Annotated in this window: 14 protein-coding genes; 6 read left to right on the forward strand and 8 right to left on the reverse strand. The window is 66.9% G+C overall.

The window, feature by feature from the left end; genetic code table 11:
* Positions 1 to 34: 34 nt before the first annotated feature.
* On the reverse strand, positions 35 to 1,420 hold the full coding sequence (locus tag ACGFWE_RS26565; RefSeq protein ID WP_393602227.1) for a serine hydrolase domain-containing protein: 1,386 nt from the start codon (positions 1,418 to 1,420) through the stop codon (positions 35 to 37).
* A 142-nt stretch (positions 1,421 to 1,562) separates the two neighbouring features.
* The gene (gene dnaB / locus ACGFWE_RS26570) at positions 1,563 to 3,041 is read right to left on the reverse strand and encodes a replicative DNA helicase (protein ID WP_280895147.1); all 1,479 of its coding nucleotides are present in this window, start codon (positions 3,039 to 3,041) and stop codon (positions 1,563 to 1,565) included.
* A 460-nt stretch (positions 3,042 to 3,501) separates the two neighbouring features.
* On the opposite strand from dnaB, the gene ACGFWE_RS26575 reads away from it, so the two are divergent.
* The gene (locus tag ACGFWE_RS26575) at positions 3,502 to 4,839 is read left to right on the forward strand and encodes an MATE family efflux transporter (protein WP_352387161.1); all 1,338 of its coding nucleotides are present in this window, start codon (positions 3,502 to 3,504) and stop codon (positions 4,837 to 4,839) included.
* A gap of 136 nt (positions 4,840 to 4,975) precedes the next feature.
* Here the strand turns inward: ACGFWE_RS26575 and rplI are convergent, their stop codons facing one another.
* The 4 genes from rplI to rpsF form a co-directional block, all read right to left on the reverse strand.
* A complete protein-coding gene (rplI, locus tag ACGFWE_RS26580; protein ID WP_020134131.1) occupies positions 4,976 to 5,422 on the reverse strand; it encodes a 50S ribosomal protein L9 in 447 nt (148 codons plus the stop codon).
* A gap of 18 nt (positions 5,423 to 5,440) precedes the next feature.
* Positions 5,441 to 5,677 (reverse strand): 30S ribosomal protein S18, encoded by a 237-nt coding sequence (gene rpsR, locus ACGFWE_RS26585; protein WP_003949403.1) that lies wholly within the window; start codon positions 5,675 to 5,677, stop codon positions 5,441 to 5,443.
* 57 nt (positions 5,678 to 5,734) lie between these two features.
* Positions 5,735 to 6,340 carry a single-stranded DNA-binding protein gene (locus ACGFWE_RS26590; protein ID WP_393602230.1) on the reverse strand — a complete coding sequence of 202 codons (606 nt, stop codon included), beginning with the start codon at positions 6,338 to 6,340 and terminating at the stop codon, positions 5,735 to 5,737.
* Positions 6,341 to 6,415: 75 nt separating this feature from the next.
* Positions 6,416 to 6,706, reverse strand: a complete 291-nt coding sequence (gene rpsF / locus ACGFWE_RS26595) for a 30S ribosomal protein S6 (RefSeq protein WP_007383258.1) — start codon at positions 6,704 to 6,706, stop codon at positions 6,416 to 6,418.
* A 264-nt stretch (positions 6,707 to 6,970) separates the two neighbouring features.
* Here rpsF and ACGFWE_RS26600 point away from each other — a divergent pair, with 264 nt between their 5' ends.
* The 3 genes from ACGFWE_RS26600 (at position 6,971) to ACGFWE_RS26610 (ending at position 9,692) form a co-directional block, all read left to right on the forward strand.
* Positions 6,971 to 7,285, forward strand: coding sequence for a hypothetical protein (locus tag ACGFWE_RS26600; RefSeq protein WP_352387166.1), 315 nt, complete (start codon positions 6,971 to 6,973; stop codon positions 7,283 to 7,285).
* A gap of 179 nt (positions 7,286 to 7,464) precedes the next feature.
* Entirely contained in the window at positions 7,465 to 8,586 is a 1,122-nt protein-coding gene (gene femX, locus ACGFWE_RS26605) for a peptidoglycan bridge formation glycyltransferase FemX (RefSeq protein WP_393602233.1), read from the forward strand.
* Positions 8,587 to 8,660: 74 nt separating this feature from the next.
* A complete protein-coding gene (locus ACGFWE_RS26610) occupies positions 8,661 to 9,692 on the forward strand; it encodes an alanine racemase (protein WP_352387170.1) in 1,032 nt (343 codons plus the stop codon).
* Between the two features lie 102 nt (positions 9,693 to 9,794).
* Here the strand turns inward: ACGFWE_RS26610 and ACGFWE_RS26615 are convergent, their stop codons facing one another.
* Together ACGFWE_RS26615 and ACGFWE_RS26620 are read right to left on the reverse strand one after the other, a co-directional pair.
* Entirely contained in the window at positions 9,795 to 11,303 is a 1,509-nt protein-coding gene (locus tag ACGFWE_RS26615; protein ID WP_393602235.1) for a glycosyltransferase family 87 protein, read from the reverse strand.
* Positions 11,304 to 11,411: 108 nt separating this feature from the next.
* Positions 11,412 to 14,099 carry a transglycosylase domain-containing protein gene (locus ACGFWE_RS26620; protein WP_352387173.1) on the reverse strand — a complete coding sequence of 896 codons (2,688 nt, stop codon included), beginning with the start codon at positions 14,097 to 14,099 and terminating at the stop codon, positions 11,412 to 11,414.
* A 351-nt stretch (positions 14,100 to 14,450) separates the two neighbouring features.
* On the opposite strand from ACGFWE_RS26620, the gene ACGFWE_RS26625 reads away from it, so the two are divergent.
* Both ACGFWE_RS26625 and ACGFWE_RS26630 read left to right on the forward strand, forming a co-directional pair.
* Complete coding sequence (locus ACGFWE_RS26625; protein ID WP_352387175.1) at positions 14,451 to 15,131, forward strand: PadR family transcriptional regulator; 681 nt, start codon at positions 14,451 to 14,453, stop codon at positions 15,129 to 15,131.
* 44 nt (positions 15,132 to 15,175) lie between these two features.
* On the forward strand, positions 15,176 to 16,258 hold the full coding sequence (locus tag ACGFWE_RS26630; protein ID WP_352387177.1) for an inositol-3-phosphate synthase: 1,083 nt from the start codon (positions 15,176 to 15,178) through the stop codon (positions 16,256 to 16,258).
* Positions 16,259 to 16,264 lie beyond the last annotated feature (6 nt).

A 16,264-nucleotide genomic window follows, 5' to 3' on the forward strand; every position in this document is an offset into this window, starting at 1 on the left:
CAGGGGCGCCGCTCAGTCGGATCGGGCACGGTGCCTAGCCGATGCCTCGCCACCCCTGTGGATCCACTCCACCCGGCACGGAAGCCCCCTCGTCGTACGGCTGTCGAGTGAACACGAACGAACCGAGGTCGAGGTGGTCCACGGATCCGTCAGGCCGCCGTACGGCCTTCAGGAGCTCCCCCTGGAAGTAGCCCTCCAGACCCGTCCAGGTGCCATCACCATTGGCCCGGAATCGCGAACGCCGACCCGTTCCCGACAGAGGCTCCAGCGAGACCAGTCCGTCCGCCGTCAGTCGTAGGGCGAATCCATGCGTTCCCCAGTACCACTGACCCGCCAACTCCAGCGCGGGCGAATCGACTTCACGCATCGGGCGCCAGGGCTCGGGGATCCTGGGCTCCGCCTCGGCGACGATCCGTACGAGATCGGCCCCCACGACGGACAGCAGCGGGCCGGAGGTGCAGTTGGCCAGCACGACCGCGGCGACATCGTCCGTCACACTGATCGTGAGGTTCGCGAGGAACCCCGGCAGCGAGCCCGAATGCCCCACCAGCAGGCGTCCGTCACGGTGCTGGATCTGCAACCCGAGCCCGTACGTGGCACCGTCGGCGAGCTCCCCCGTCCCGGCCGGTGCCGCGGGCGTACGCATCTCGCGCAAGGTCTCCGCGCACAGCACCCGGTCGTCGCCGTTCGCCAGGAAGACCGCGAAGCGCGCCAAGTCCGCCGCCGTCGACCAGAGTTGGCCGGCTGGAGCCATCCGCCCCAGGTCCTCGGAGGGCTCGGGCAGCATCACATCGGCCCACGGGTGGACCGCCCAGCCGCCCGCATGCGGTGCTTCCGGACGGAGACTCGTGCGGTCGAGACCCAGAGGTGCGAGTACTTCACGCCGGAGCACCTCCCCCCAGGGAGCCCCGCGCAGCTTCTCGACGAGTGCTCCGAGCAGCGTGTAGCCGGGGTTCGAGTAGTGGAAGAGGCGTCCGACCGGATGCAGGAAGGGCTGCTCACCCAGTACGTCGGCGAGTTCGGGACGCAGAGCCCCTGAGGTCCGCTCCCACCAGGGTGCTGGGGACTCGGCCGCCAATCCACCGGTGTGGGCGAGGAGTTCGGCAACGGTGGCCTCCCCCGCTCCCGTGCCTGGTACGTGCTTCTCCAGCGGGTCGCCGAGGTCGATCAGCCCCTCGTCACGCAGCCGCAGGACGAGGACGGCGGTGAAGGTCTTGGTGATCGAGCCGATGCGGTACTGCACGTTCTCGTCCGGGCCGTGCCCGTCCACCGAGGTGCGCGCTCCGCACCACACGGTCCGTCCGTCCCGCACGACCACCGCGACCAGTGAGGGTGCCCTCCCCTCTGCCTGGGCCACGGCGATCCGGTGCAGCAGCGCCCGGCGCGTGCCGGGAAGCAGCTCTTCCTGAGATGTCGTCATGCCCTCAGTCCATCCCGTGGGGTGGGCGGGCGTCGACTTCTTTAACCCTGGGGCGACGGTGGACGGTCGACTGACGGCTGCCGGCTGTGCTCCTCCCGGCCCCGGAAGCCCCGGTGAGGAGCACGGATGCGAGGCGCGGGCATCACGTCTGGGCCATGTCCACGAAGCGCGAGTAATGCCCCTGGAAGGCGACGGTGATCGTCGCTGTCGGGCCGTTACGGTGCTTGCCCACAATGATGTCCGCCTCGCCCGCGCGTGGCGACTCCTTCTCGTAGGCGTCCTCGCGGTGCAGCAGGATCACCATGTCGGCGTCCTGCTCGATGGAGCCGGACTCACGCAGGTCGGACACCATGGGCTTCTTGTCCGTGCGCTGCTCGGGACCACGGTTGAGCTGCGAGAGCGCGATCACCGGGACCTCCAGCTCCTTGGCGAGGAGCTTGAGGTTACGGGACATGTCCGAGACCTCCTGCTGACGGCTCTCGGAGCGCTTGGACCCACCGGCCTGCATAAGCTGCAGATAGTCGATGATCACGAGCTTGATGTCGTTGCGCTGCTTCAGCCGGCGGCACTTCGCCCGGATCTCCATCATCGACAGGTTCGGGGAGTCGTCGATGTAGAGCGGCGCGGAGGACACCTCGGGCATCCGGCGCGCCAGCCGGGTCCAGTCCTCGTCCGTCATGGTGCCCGAACGCATGTGGTGCAGGGCCACTCGCGCCTCGGCCGACAGGAGGCGCATCGCGATCTCGTTGCGCCCCATCTCGAGGGAGAAGATGACGCTGGCCAGGTTGTGCTTGATCGAGGCCGCGCGGGCGAAGTCCAGCGCGAGGGTGGACTTGCCCATGGCGGGGCGGGCCGCGATGACGATCATCTGGCCCGGGTGCAGACCATTGGTGAGCGAGTCGAGGTCGGTGAAGCCGGTCGGCACCCCGGTCATCTCGCCGCTGCGCGAGCCGATCGCCTCGATCTCGTCGAGCGCGCCCTCCATGATGTCGCCGAGCGGCAGGTAGTCCTCACTGGTGCGCTGCTCGGTGACCGCGTAGATCTCGGCTTGGGCGCGGTTGACGATCTCGTCGACGTCGTCGTCGGCCGCGTATCCCATCTGGGTGATGCGCGTCCCCGCCTCGACCAGGCGCCGCAGGACCGCCCGCTCGTGGACGATCTCCGCGTAGTACTCCGCGTTCGCGGCCGTCGGCACGGTCTGGACGAGGGTGTGCAGATACGATGCGCCGCCGACCTTGTTGATCTCGCCGCGCTTGGTGAGCTCGGCGGCAATCGTGATGGGGTCGGCCGGCTCGCCCTTGGCGTAGACGTCCAGGATCGCCTGGAAGATCGTCTCGTGGGCGGGCTTGTAGAAGTCGTGGCCCTTGAGGACCTCGACGACGTCCGCGATGGCGTCCTTGGACAGGAGCATGCCACCGAGGACGGACTGCTCCGCGTCCAGGTCCTGGGGCGGCACCCGCTCGAAAGCGGTACCTCCACCGTCCCACTCGCCGGTGTCCCTGCCGCGGTCGTGCTGCTCGTCACGCCCCCGGCCCCCGTCGCCGCGGCGACGCGAGGAAGGCAGACGATCACTGGGACCGCTGTCGGCCCACGGGTCGTCCAAGGGCTCGGAAATACTCACCGAGCCACCTCCTCCCGTCCGCCGAGCGGACCCTCGCCGTGCTTCTCAGTTCTACGGCACGGCACTGACAAATGAGACGCCCAACTCCGGTTCTGGCGCGTCGGTTTTGTGATGCTTTCCAGGCCGACGGACGGAGTGGGCGCCGGTCCACCGTAGGCCCGCGGGCACCGTCAGCCAATCTGGTTATCCACAGGCCATGTGGACGACGGCCCGGATGCTGTGGAGAACTCCGCAAAACCTGTGCACGACCCGGTGGACAGCCCTGTGAACAAGCTCCGTGCCCTTCTTACAAACCCACTCTGACCTGCATCTTCGTCGTCCACCGGCTGTGCAGGAGAAAAACTTTCCCGGTCGGCTCAAGATCAGTTCGAACTGTACACAGCGGCGGGCACGCTCCGAGCGCGGGTAAGGGTCTAATCTCCATTGCATCTCTTACCTGTGGACGATTAGATTGGTGCACATGACACAGGCGTCCGCGACCCCCAAGGTCACCCGGAGACAGCATGACCGCGAGATCGTCGCACTCGCCGTTCCGGCCTTCGGCGCGCTCGTCGCCGAGCCTCTCTTCGTCATGGCCGACAGCGCGATCGTCGGCCATCTGGGCACCGCCCAACTCGCCGGCCTCGGCATCGCCTCGGCTCTCCTCACGACAGCCGTCAGCGTCTTCGTCTTCCTCGCCTACGCCACCACGGCCGCCGTCGCCCGCCGTGTAGGAGCCGGCGATCTCCAGGCAGCCATCCGCCAGGGGATGGACGGTATCTGGTTGGCACTACTGCTCGGTGCCGCTGTCATCGCCGTCGTTCTGCCCGCCGCCCCGTCGATCGTCGAGCTTTTCGGTGCCTCTGACACGGCGGCTCCCTACGCGACCACCTATTTGCGGATCTCGGCCCTCGGCATCCCTGCCATGCTGGTGGTACTCGCTTCGACCGGGGTACTCCGCGGGTTGCAGGACACCAAGACTCCGCTCTATGTAGCCATCGCCGGGTTCGTAGCCAACGCCGCTCTCAACGTAGGGCTCGTCTACGGCGCCGACCTCGGCATCGCGGGCTCCGCCTGGGGCACAGTCATCGCCCAGTGCGGCATGGCCGTCGCCTATCTCGTGGTCGTCGTCCGCGGAGCCCGCAAGCACGGCGCCTCTCTGCGCCCTGACGCCGCCGGGATCAGGGCCTCCGCCCAAGCCGGTGTCCCTCTGCTGGTTCGCACGCTTTCCCTGAGGGCGATCCTGATGATCGCCACTGCCGTCGCAGCTCGTCTGGGGGACGCCGACATCGCCGCCCACCAGATCATCCTGTCCCTGTGGAGCCTGCTCGCCTTCGCACTGGACGCCATCGCGATCGCCGGCCAGGCCATCATCGGGCGCTATCTGGGCGCCGACGACACTGAGGGCGCACGCCAGGCATGTCGTCGGATGGTCGAGTGGGGCATCGCAGTCGGAGTCGTTCTCGGCCTGCTGGTCGTACTCTCCCGACCGCTGTTCCTTCCTCTCTTCACCAGTGACTCCGCGGTCACGGACACCGCTCTGCCCGCTCTGGTGATCGTGGCTCTCTCCCAGCCGATCTGCGGTGTCGTCTTCGTCCTGGACGGCGTGCTGATGGGAGCGGGCGATGGACCGTACCTCGCCTGGGCCATGGTGATCACCCTGGCCGTCTTCGCCCCGGTAGCACTGCTCGTGCCCGTACTGGATGGCGGACTCACCGCACTGTGGGCAGCGATGACACTGATGATGGTGATCCGCATGCTGACGCTCTGGCTGCGAACCCGTTCAGGCCGCTGGATCGTCACCGGCGCGACCCGCTGACCGTTTCACGTGAAACATCGTGGGCCGTCACGTTTCACGTGAAACACCACGCACTCCGCGATGGCTTGTGGCATGCAAGAGGGGCCGTACCCATGGGCACGGCCCCTCTCACCACTGCTCAAGACAACCGCAGCCGTCAGGCCGCGACAACCTCGATGTTGACCTTGGCGGCAACCTCGGGGTGCAGACGCACGGACGTCTCGTGGGCGCCCAGGGTCTTGATCGGCGAGCCCAGCTCGATGCGGCGCTTGTCGACCTCGGGGCCACCGGAAGCCTTGATCGCGGAAGCGATGTCGGCCGGGGTGACAGAACCGAAGAGACGACCGGCGTCGCCGGAGCGGACAGCCAGGCGGACCTTGACGCCCTCGAGCTGCGCCTTCACCTGGTTGGCCTGCTCGATGGTCTGGATCTCGTGGATCTTGCGAGCACGACGAATCTGCTCGACGTCCTTCTCGCCGCCCTTGGTCCAGCGGATCGCAAAGTTCCGCGGGATCAGGTAGTTGCGAGCGTAACCGTCCTTGACGTCGACGACGTCGCCCGCGGCACCGAGGCCGGAGACCTCGTGGGTGAGGATGATCTTCATTAGTCGGTCACCCTTCCCTTATCGCGCGGTGGACGTGTAGGGCAGCAGCGCCATCTCACGGCTGTTCTTGACGGCCGTGGCGACGTCACGCTGGTGCTGCGTGCAGTTGCCGGTCACGCGGCGGGCACGGATCTTGCCGCGGTCGGAAATGAACTTCCGCAGCATGTTCGTGTCCTTGTAGTCCACGTACGTGACCTTGTCCTTGCAGAAAGCGCAGACCTTCTTCTTAGGCTTGCGCACAGGCGGCTTCGCCATGGTGTTTCTCCTGTGTGATCAAGAAGTGTGGGTACGACCCACCCCTCGGCCCGAGGCCTAGAAGGGGGGCTCGTCCGAGTAGCCGCCGCCACCGCCGCTGCCGCCGGAGTTTCCACCCCAGCCGGCGCCGCTGCCGCCACCCTGGTTGCCACCGGCGGGAGTGCCGGTCGCCCAGGGGTCGTCAGCCGGAGCGCTGCCGCCCTGCTGACCGCCACCGGGGCCACCGCCCCAGCCGCCGCCACCCTGGCCACCGGCGCCACCGCCGCTGAAACCGCCCTGGCCACCACGACCGGCACCGCCGGCCGTCTTGGTGACCTTGGCCGTGGCACTGCGCAGGCTGGCGCCGACTTCCTCGACGTCCAACTCGTAGACCGTGCGCTTGACGCCCTCACGGTCCTCGTAGGACCGCTGCTTCAGCCGGCCCTGCACGATGACGCGCATGCCTCGCTGGAGCGACTCGGCGACGTTCTCCGCCGCCTGACGCCAGACCGAGCAGGTCAGGAACAGGCTTTCGCCGTCCTTCCACTCGTTCGTCTGACGGTCGAAGGTGCGGGGAGTGGACGCGACACGGAACTTCGCGACCGCCGCACCGGAAGGGGTGAAGCGCAGCTCGGGGTCATCGACAAGATTGCCGACGACCGTGATGACGGTCTCGCCTGCCATGGGGAACCTCTCGGCGGGTTTGCTCTGGCTGCTTGGTTGCTGCTACTCGGATCCCGGGATCAACTGAGCGGAAGCTCAGTGGGTCTCGGGGCGGAGGACCTTGGTCCGGAGGACCGACTCGTTCAGGTTCAGCTGGCGGTCGAGCTCCTTGACGACCGCAGGCTCGGCCTGCAGGTCGATGACCGAGTAGATGCCCTCGGGCTTCTTCTTGATCTCGTACGAGAGCCGACGACGGCCCCAGGTGTCGACCTTCTCCACCTTGCCGTTGCCCTCACGGACGACGGAGAGGAAGTTCTCGATCAGGGGGGCGACAGCGCGCTCCTCCAGATCGGGGTCGAGGATGACCATCACCTCGTAGTGACGCATGTGGAACCCACCTCCTTTGGACTCAACGGCCACGGTCGTTCCGTGGCAGGAGGGTTGTGATGCGTACGCAACGGTATCGGCCGCCACTGACAATCGGGGCTTCCTCGCGGTAGCTCCGGTCGTGACATGGGCAGACACCGTGCAGACGGTACAGACTACCCGCACACCGGCTTCCGGTTGAAATCCGGCCCCGAGGACGGTCACTCTGTACAACATCGGGTGTGTATGGCGCTACGATGCGCCGTCTTCCGCAGGAGGTGCCCTATGGCACAGGCAATGCGACCCAACACCGCCGGCGGCCTTTTCGCCACGGACGGAAAGTCCCATCCGCTCCAGGACACGCTCCTCGCGGTGACCCTGGTGCTGGGCATCACGGCGTTCGTCTCGGCGATGTTCCACAACCTGCACCTGCTCAGCTCCTGGACCGGCCTGGTGGGCATCCTCACCGGTGCCTACGGCCAGTGGGTGTCGGAGACGACGCGGGAACGCTTCGGACTGATCCTGGGCCTCGGCGCGGCCGCGGTGGGATTCTTCCTCGGCATGGCGCACGGCGGCCTCTTCGGCGGGGTCATCAACTGACGCCACGGGCACCGTCCCCTCAACACCACCCAAAGCACCGCGGAACGCCTCAGCGGCCCATGAGCCGGGGCGCAGGTGCCGTACGCCCAGTCTGGCGCTCGCAAGGCGCAGTAGGCTTCGGCGCGAGAGCCGGAGCCCCTGTACCCATGGGGACACACCAGCCCGAGGAGCGCCCCACAATGAGCCTGACCCTGAGGACGATCAGTCGCGAGCAGCATCTGGCGTACATCCAGAGCCTGCCCTCGGCGAGCCACATGCAGGTTCCTGCCTGGGCAGACGTCAAGGCGGAGTGGCGCTCCGAGAGCCTCGGCTGGTTCGACGAGAGGACCGGCGAGCTGGTCGGCGCGGGTCTGGTCCTCTACCGTCAGCTGCCCAAGATCAAGCGCTACCTCGCCTATCTGCCCGAGGGCCCGGTCATCAACTGGTTCGCGCCGAACCTGACCGAGTGGCTGGAGCCGATGCTCGCGCATCTCAAGCACCAGGGCGCCTTCTCCGTGAAGATGGGTCCGCCGGTGATCATCCGGCGCTGGGAGGCCACCTCCATCAAGGCCGGCATCCAGAACCCGGACGTGAAGCGCCTGCGCGACATCGAGGCCGACTTCATCGAGCCACGCGCCTTCGAGGTCGCCGACAAGCTGCGGCGGATGGGCTGGCAGCAGGGCGAGGACGGGGGAGCCGGCTTCGGTGACGTGCAGCCCCGCTACGTCTACCAGGTGCCGCTCGCCAACCGCTCCCTGGAAGAGGTCCACAAGAACTTCAACCAGCTGTGGCGCCGCAACATCAAGAAGGCCGAGAAGGCCGGCGTCGAGGTCGTCCAGGGCGGTTACCAGGACCTCGAGGAATGGCAGCGGCTGTACGAGATCACGGCGGTGCGCGACCACTTCCGGCCCCGCCCGCTGTCGTACTTCCAGCGCATGTGGACGGCCCTCAACAGCGAGGACCCCAACCGGATGCGGCTGTACTTCGCCCGGCACGAGGGCGTGAACCTGTCGGCGGCGACCATGCTGATCGTCGGCGGCCACGTCTGGTACTCCTACGGCGCCTCCGACAACATCGGCCGTGAGGTCAGGCCCTCGAACGCGATGCAGTGGCGGATGCTGCGTGACGCCTACGCGCTCGGCGCGACCGTCTACGACCTGCGGGGCATCTCCGACTCGCTGGACGAGACCGACCACCTCTTCGGTCTGATCCAGTTCAAGGTGGGCACGGGCGGCCAGGCCGCCGAGTACCTCGGCGAGTGGGACTTCCCGCTCAACAAGCTGCTCCACAAGGCCCTCGACATCTACATGTCGCGCCGCTGATCTCGCGTTCTTCGCTTCAATAGCTCCCATACCTCTGATACACCGCAGCGACCAGAAAGGTTCCAGGTCCGGCCATGGCGCTCACGCTCTACGTCGACACCGCGCGCTGGCGGGCGCATCACAAGCACGTGCAGGAGCAGTTCCCGGGGCTCGTCCCGGTCTGCAAGGGCAACGGCTACGGCTTCGGGCACGAGCGGCTGGCGGAGGAGGCGACCCGGCTGGGCTCGGACGTCCTCGCCGTCGGCACGACCTACGAGGCCGCGCGGATCAAGGACTGGTTCGGCGGTGACCTCCTGGTGCTGACGCCGTACCGGCGGGGCGAGGAACCCGTACCGCTGCCCGACCGCGTCATCCGCTCGGTGTCGTCGATCGACGGGGTCTACGGCCTCGTGGGCGCCCGTGTCGTCATCGAGGTGATGTCCTCGATGAAGCGGCACGGCATCAGTGAGCAGGACCTGCCGCAGCTGCACGCAGCCATAGAGAACGTCCGCCTCGAGGGTTTCGCGATCCACCTGCCGCTGGACCGCACCGACGGCTCGGACGCCGTCGAGGAGGTCATCGGCTGGATGGACCGGCTGCGCGCGGCCCGGCTGCCGCTGCACACCGTGTTCGTCAGCCACCTCAAGGCCGAGGACCTCGCCCGGCTGCAGCAGCAGTTCCCGCAGACCCGTTTCCGCGCCCGCATCGGCACGCGGCTGTGGCTCGGGGACCACGAGGCCACCGAGTACCGCGGCGCCGTCCTGGACGTCACCCGCGTCTCCAAGGGGGACCGCTTCGGCTACCGGCAGCAGAAGGCGGCCTCCGACGGCTTTCTGGTCGTCGTGGCGGGCGGTACGTCCCACGGCGTGGGCCTGGAGGCCCCGAAGGCCCTGCACGGCGTCATGCCGCGCGCCAAGGGCGTCGCCCGGGCCGGCCTGGCCACGGTCAACCGGAACCTTTCTCCGTTCGTCTGGGGCGGCAAGCAACGCTGGTTCGCCGAACCGCCGCACATGCAGGTCTCCATCCTGTTCGTGCCCTCGGACGCCCCGGAGCCGAAGGTCGGCGAGGAGCTGGTGGCCCATCTGCGGCACACCACCACGCAGTTCGACCGGATCGTCGATCGCTGAACGCTTGAGCACTGCTCGCGAAAAGGCCGTACACGGAGGCTTCCGTGTACGGCCTTTCACGTGAGTGGCTCAACCGGCGTACGCCATACAGGTGGTGTTCGCTCAGAGCGAACCGTCGGTGCTCGCCCGGTCGCTGCGGTCGCCGCCCCATTCCACCGGCCCGTCGAAGTGGGCCGCGTGCCGCGGTGGATGGGCGGCGGGACCCAGCACGAAGGCGTCCTCCGCTCCGTCGAGCACACCGCCCGAGGGATCGTCGTCGCCGGCCCGGCGCACCACGTCCCGTTCCGGCATGAGGATGTCGCGCACGACCATCACACAGAGGTAGGCCGTGCCCAGCAGATGCAGTCCGATGGCCCAGTGGTAGCCGTCTGTCGGCAGACCCTTGTGGGCGTTGCCGCTGGTCGTGTACGCCAGGTACAACCAGATGCCCAGGAAGTACGCGACCTCGCACGCCTGCCAGATCAGGAAGTCCCGCCACTTCGGCCGGGCCAGCACCGCCAGCGGCACCATCCACAGGACGTACTGCGGTGAGTAGACCTTGTTGGTGAGGATGAAGGCGGCGACGATCAGGAATGCGAGCTGGGCGAAACGTGGCCGCCGTGGGGCGGTCAGGGCAAGCACCGCGATGCCTGCGCAAGACAGCAGCACCAGCAGCGTGGCGAGGAGGTTGACGGTCTCCGTGCTCAGCGGGTCGCTCGAATTCTGGGCCCAGATCAGCCAGAAGGAGCCGAAGTCCACTCCGCGTTCCTGGCTGAACGTGTAGAACTTCGACCAGCCGTCGAAGGCGAAGTACATCACCGGCAGGTTCACCACGAGCCAGGAGACGACCGCGCCACCCAATGCCTTGCCGAAGTCCCGCCACTTGCCCGCCCGCCAGCACAGCACGAACAGCGGTCCGAGCAGGAAGAGCGGGTAGAGCTTGGCGGCTGTGGCAAGCCCCAGGAGGACACCGAAGGCGAGCGAGCGGCCCCGCGCCCACATCAGCATCGCGGAGGCCGTCAGAGCGACCGCCAGCAGGTCCCAGTTGATGGTGGCGGTCAACGCGAAGGCGGGCGCCAGGGCGACCAGCAGACCGTCCCAGGGACGACGGGCGTGGGTACGGCTCACGCAGACGACGATGATGGCCGCGCAGACCATCAGCATCCCTGCGTTGACCATCCAGTACCACTGCTCCTGGTGCTGGATGCTGCCGCTGCCGGGCGTGAGCCAGGCGGCGACCTCCATGAACACACCGGTCAGCACCGGGTATTCGAGGTACTGCATGTCACCGGGGAGCTTGTCGAAGTAGGGGACGAGTCCGTCGGCGAATCCGCGTCCCTGGTAGAGATGCGGGATGTCCGAGTAGCACGCGTGGGTGTACTGGGTGCTGGCACCGAAGAACCAGCCGCCGTTGTAGCAGGGCGCCTTCTGGACCAGGCCGAGCGCGAACACGCCGATGGCCACGAGCGCGATCACCCGGACGGGCGTCCACCAGGAGGTCCCCAGCAGGGCGCGCCGCCCGAGCGGGCCGCCGATGAACTCACTGCCGTTCCTGGAGACCTCGTCGTCCTTGGTCGGACGCACTGGTTCCGACTCGCGCACGCTCGCTGGCGTCGATTCAGCACTGGGCATGCGGCCCATCCTGCCGTACGAGGCTGGGAGTACGCCGAGGGCCGCCGCACCTGGTAGGTACGACGGCCCATGTTTCACGTGAAACACCCTCGACGGGACATGTGGCGACTAACCGCTTGAGCCACCGTTGAAGAGGCCCCCATTGCCATTGCCGTTGCTGTTGCCGCCGTTCCCCTCCGTCGATGTGGCCGTCGGTGTCGGGGTCACACCTCCGTCGGTGCCACCGTTGTCCGTACCGCCCGAGTCGTCGCACTGCCAGTCGAACCGGCAGGTCTCGGTCGCTGTGGGTGTCGGTGTCGTGAGCGTCGGGGTGGGTGTCGGGGTCGGAGTCGGAGTGGGCGACTCGGTCTCAGTGGGCGTCGGAGTGGGCGTCGGGCTCGGTTCCTCGTTGAGGACCTGACCGATGGGCTCCGGCGTCGGGAAGTCGATCGCCTTCTCGCCCTTCAGTGCCTGCTCCATGTAGTCGTGCCAGATCTCGGACGGGAACGACGCACCGTGGATCTTCTCCTGGCCACCTGTGCCGTACATCTCCAGGAACGTGCGGTTCTTCTTCGTCTCGTCGTCGTCCATCCGGAACATGATGATCGACGTGGACAGCTGTGGGGTGTATCCCACGAACAAGGCGGACTTGTTCTTGTCGGTGGTACCGGTCTTGCCCGCCACCTCACGGCCCGGCAGCTGGGCGTTGGTACCCGTGCCGTCCTCGACCACGGTCTTGAGGACATCGGTGACGTTGTCGGCGACCTTCTTCTCGAAGGCCTCCTCGGGCTTCGCCGTGTGAGTGAAGACCTCGCCGTCCTTGCTCGTGACCCTCTCGACGGAGTACGGCTCGTTCTGCTTGCCGCTGGCCGCGAAGGTGGCGTACGCGCCCGCCATGCGGATCGCGCTGGGGTCGGAGATACCGATGGAGAAGGACGGGAAGCTGGTACCGGCCAGGCTGTTCTCCTTGAGCCCCGCGTCCATGGCCGCCTCCTTCACCTTGTCCAGGCCGACGTCCATGCCGAGTTGCACGAAGGCGGAGTTCACCGACTCCCGCATCGCCTCACGCAGGTCGATCTGGTACTTGGGCGGAGAGCCATAGGACTGCTTGCCGTCGTTCTCCTGGTTCCACTCCTCACCCTTCTCGTTCTTCCAGATCGAACCGTCGTAGTTCAGGATCTTGAGCTTGTTCTGGCCGCTGAACAGGCTCTTGGCGTTGACGACCGTGCGCTCGTCCTGCGCCTGGCTCTCACCCAGGTCCGGATCGCGCACTCCCCACTTCATCGCTGCCGCGAGCACGAACGCCTTGAACGTCGAACCGACCTGGGCACCGGTCGAGTCGCAGTTGTTGGTGAAGTGGGTGGTCGCGTCCTCGCCTCCGTAGCAGGCCCGGATCGCTCCGGTGGCCGGCTCCACCGACGCCCCGCCGAACTGGACATAGGTGTCCTTGTCCGGGCGCTTCTTCGGGTCGATGTTCTCCTTGCGGACCTTCTTGACCGCTGCCTCGAGCTCACCGACCTTCTTCTTGTCGAAGGTCGTGTAGATCGAGTAGCCGCCCTGCTGGAGCTGGTCGGCGCTGATGATCTTGTTGTTGATCAGATAGGCCTTGGCGAGGTCGACCAGATAACCGATCTGTCCCTTGAGCTGGGTGTTGGACCGAGGGTTCTGCCACTTGGGAAGTGTGGTGTACCTGGCCCGCTCCGTCGCGTCGAGGTGGTCGTACTCGACCATCTTGTCGAGGGTGTCCTGCATCTGCCGCAGGGCCCGCCGCTGGTTGGCCTCGGACGTGGCATTGGCCGGATCGATGGAGGTCGCGCCCGCCGGGTCGTAGTACGTGGCGCCCTTGAGCATGGCGGAAAGGAAGGCGCACTCGCCCGGGTTCAGGTCCTTGGCGTCCTTGTTGAAGTACGCGCGCGCGGCTGCCTGGATGCCGTAGGCGTTGCGTCCGTAGTACGCGGAGTTCAGGTACTCCGCCATGATCTGGTCCTTGTTGACCGTGGCGCCCACCTTGACGGAGATGAAGATCTCCTTGAACTTGCGCGTGACGGTCTGGGACTGGTCGTTCAGGAGCGCGTTCTTGACGTACTGCTGGGTGATGGTGGAACCACCCTGTGTGTCACCGCCCCTGGCCATGTTGAAGACGGCGCGAGCGATGCCCTTGGGGTCGATACCGCTGTCGGTGTAGAAGGTCTTGTTCTCCTGCGACACGACGGCGTACTGCATCGCCTTCGGGATCTGCGCGAGGTTGACGATCTGGCGGTTGGTCTCACCACCGGTGGAGACCATCTCGGTGTCGTCGGACCAGTAGTAGACGTTGTTCTGTGCCGTCGCGGTCTCGGCGACGTTCGGAACACTCACGAGCGCGTAACCGACGCCGGCGACCGCGACCAGGCTTCCGATGAAGCCGATGAACAGCCCCGTCACCAGCTTCCAGGACGGCACCCAACGCGCCACGCCGTACTTGCCCGCGCGCGGGTAGTCGATGAGGCGCTTCCTGCCCGGAGCGGACGCGCGCCCCCGGCCCGTCGGCGCCCCGCGCCGACCCCCGCGGTCCGGCTCCGCCCCTCTGCGGCGACCACCGCCCGTGCTTCTCTGGGCGGCACGGCGAGCCTCGGCACGGCTGCCGTACGGACGTTCCTCGCCTCCGGGATCGTAGGACTCCGACTCCTGGGAACTCGTCCCATAGGAGTCGGCAAGAGATCCGGTGGCGCCACGCGGAGCCGCGCGGCGGCCGGAGGACGAGCTGGACTGGCCGCGTCGGGCCGCGGCACGTCCGCCTCCCTGCGGCTGCGGCGGTTTGCGACGGTGCTCGCTCATCGAACGACTACTCCTCGGGCAGGCGCACCTTTGCGCGCCTGGAAACGGCGGCTGGTTTCCGGTCCCCCCGAAGTACGGATGTGGTCGGTTCCTCATTCATCCGTACCGCACCGGGACAGCGACGCCCCCCAGGCGTCACTCGGTTCCCGGTGGTGTGCATGCCGCACAGACTACGCACCGTCAAAACCCGCCGAGCTCCGAAGTTCACCCCAAATCAGGCAACTTGGGTCGCATGAATCATTGATGTGATCCCGTTCACCGTCCCCCCACTTGTCGCTTCCGGAAGGGCGTTCTATCGTCTTGATGTATCGAGTCGATACATCGGGTTGAGATAGAGACGAGGAGGCGACGATGAACCGGCGTTCCGGGATCCTCGAATTCGCCGTACTCGGCCTGCTCCGCGAGTCCCCGATGCACGGCTATGAGCTGCGCAAACGCCTCAATACGTCACTGGGCGTGTTCCGTGCGTTCAGCTACGGCACGCTCTACCCCTGCCTCAAGACGCTGGTCACCAACGGCTGGTTGATCGAGGAGCCGGGGCACACCACCGAGGACGCCCTCGCCGCACCACTCGCAGGGCGTCGCGCAAAGATCGTCTACCGGTTGACGGCGGAAGGTAAGGAGCACTTCGAGGAGCTGCTCTCGCAGACGGGTCCCGACGCGTACGAGGACGAGCACTTCGCAGCTCGTTTCGCCTTTTTCGGGCAGACCTCGCGCGACGTCCGCATGCGAGTCCTCGAAGGCCGCCGCAGCCGGCTGGAGGAGCGCCTGGAGAAGATGAGTGCCTCGCTGGCACGTACCCGGGAGCGCCTCGACGACTACACACTTGAGCTCCAGCGCCACGGGATGGAGTCCGTGGAGCGCGAAGTGCGCTGGCTGAACGAGCTCATCGAGAGCGAGCGGGCCGGCCGGGACCTTAAGGGCCCCGGCCATGAAGAACCCACTCGCGACACCACAGAGGGAGCGCCGGGCGTCCTGCCCCGGCCCGGGGACACCCCCGGGCCGGATACGCCCGGCGACACCGCCACGTGAGGTCCCTGCCAGGGCCTCACTCGTACACACAGGGAGCAACCGGAATGGGTTCGGTTCGCGTAGCCGTCGTCGGTGTGGGCAACTGCGCCGCGTCGCTGGTTCAGGGAGTCGAGTACTACAAGGACGCCGATCCGGCGGCCAAGGTCCCCGGGCTGATGCACGTCCAGTTCGGCGAGTATCACGTCCGTGACGTCGAGTTCGTCGCCGCGTTCGACGTGGACGCCAAGAAGGTCGGCCTCGATCTCTCGGACGCCATCGGCGCCTCCGAGAACAACACCATCAAGATCTGCGACGTGCCGAACACCGGCGTGACCGTCCAGCGCGGCCACACGCTTGACGGTCTCGGCAAGTACTACCGCGAGACCATCGAGGAGTCCGCCGAGGCCCCGGTCGACATCGTCCAGGTCCTCAAGGACAAGCAGGTCGACGTCCTCGTCTGCTACCTGCCCGTGGGCTCCGAGGACGCGGCGAAGTTCTACGCCCAGTGCGCCATCGACGCCAAGGTCGCCTTCGTCAACGCCCTCCCGGTCTTCATCGCCGGCACCAAGGAGTGGGCCGACAAGTTCACCGCGGCGGGCGTCCCGATCGTCGGCGACGACATCAAGTCCCAGGTCGGCGCCACCATCACGCACCGCGTCATGGCGAAGCTGTTCGAGGACCGCGGTGTCGTCCTGGACCGCACGATGCAGCTGAACGTCGGCGGCAACATGGACTTCAAGAACATGCTCGAGCGTGAGCGCCTGGAGTCCAAGAAGATCTCGAAGACGCAGGCCGTCACCTCGCAGATCCCCGACCGGGACATGGGCGCGAAGAACGTCCACATCGGCCCGTCCGACTACGTCGCCTGGCTCGACGACCGCAAGTGGGCGTACGTCCGCCTCGAGGGCCGTGCCTTCGGTGACGTCCCGCTGAACTTGGAGTACAAGCTCGAGGTCTGGGACTCCCCGAACTCCGCCGGTGTCATCATCGACGCCGTGCGCGCCGCGAAGATCGCCAAGGACCGCGGCATCGGCGGTCCGATCCTGTCGGCCTCCAGCTACTTCATGAAGTCCCCGCCGGTCCAGTACTTCGACGACGAGGCTCGCGAGAACGTCGAGAAGTTCATCAAGGGTGAAGTCGAGCGCTAAGGCTCA

The organism is Streptomyces sp. NPDC048523 (assembly GCF_043199815.1).
In the GTDB taxonomy this organism is placed as follows: domain Bacteria; phylum Actinomycetota; class Actinomycetes; order Streptomycetales; family Streptomycetaceae; genus Streptomyces.

Coding starts and splice junctions, on each gene's coding strand:
- ACGFWE_RS26565 (WP_393602227.1), bottom strand. CDS start 1,420: ATGACGACATCTCAGGAAGAGCTGCTTCCCGGCACGCGCCGGGCGCTG.
- ACGFWE_RS26575 (WP_352387161.1), top strand. CDS start 3,502: ATGACACAGGCGTCCGCGACCCCCAAGGTCACCCGGAGACAGCATGAC.
- rplI (WP_020134131.1), bottom strand. CDS start 5,422: ATGAAGATCATCCTCACCCACGAGGTCTCCGGCCTCGGTGCCGCGGGC.
- rpsR (WP_003949403.1), bottom strand. CDS start 5,677: ATGGCGAAGCCGCCTGTGCGCAAGCCTAAGAAGAAGGTCTGCGCTTTC.
- ACGFWE_RS26590 (WP_393602230.1), bottom strand. CDS start 6,340: ATGGCAGGCGAGACCGTCATCACGGTCGTCGGCAATCTTGTCGATGAC.
- rpsF (WP_007383258.1), bottom strand. CDS start 6,706: ATGCGTCACTACGAGGTGATGGTCATCCTCGACCCCGATCTGGAGGAG.
- ACGFWE_RS26600 (WP_352387166.1), top strand. CDS start 6,971: ATGGCACAGGCAATGCGACCCAACACCGCCGGCGGCCTTTTCGCCACG.
- femX (WP_393602233.1), top strand. CDS start 7,465: ATGAGCCTGACCCTGAGGACGATCAGTCGCGAGCAGCATCTGGCGTAC.
- ACGFWE_RS26610 (WP_352387170.1), top strand. CDS start 8,661: ATGGCGCTCACGCTCTACGTCGACACCGCGCGCTGGCGGGCGCATCAC.
- ACGFWE_RS26615 (WP_393602235.1), bottom strand. CDS start 11,303: ATGCCCAGTGCTGAATCGACGCCAGCGAGCGTGCGCGAGTCGGAACCA.
- ACGFWE_RS26620 (WP_352387173.1), bottom strand. CDS start 14,099: ATGAGCGAGCACCGTCGCAAACCGCCGCAGCCGCAGGGAGGCGGACGT.
- ACGFWE_RS26625 (WP_352387175.1), top strand. CDS start 14,451: ATGAACCGGCGTTCCGGGATCCTCGAATTCGCCGTACTCGGCCTGCTC.
- ACGFWE_RS26630 (WP_352387177.1), top strand. CDS start 15,176: ATGGGTTCGGTTCGCGTAGCCGTCGTCGGTGTGGGCAACTGCGCCGCG.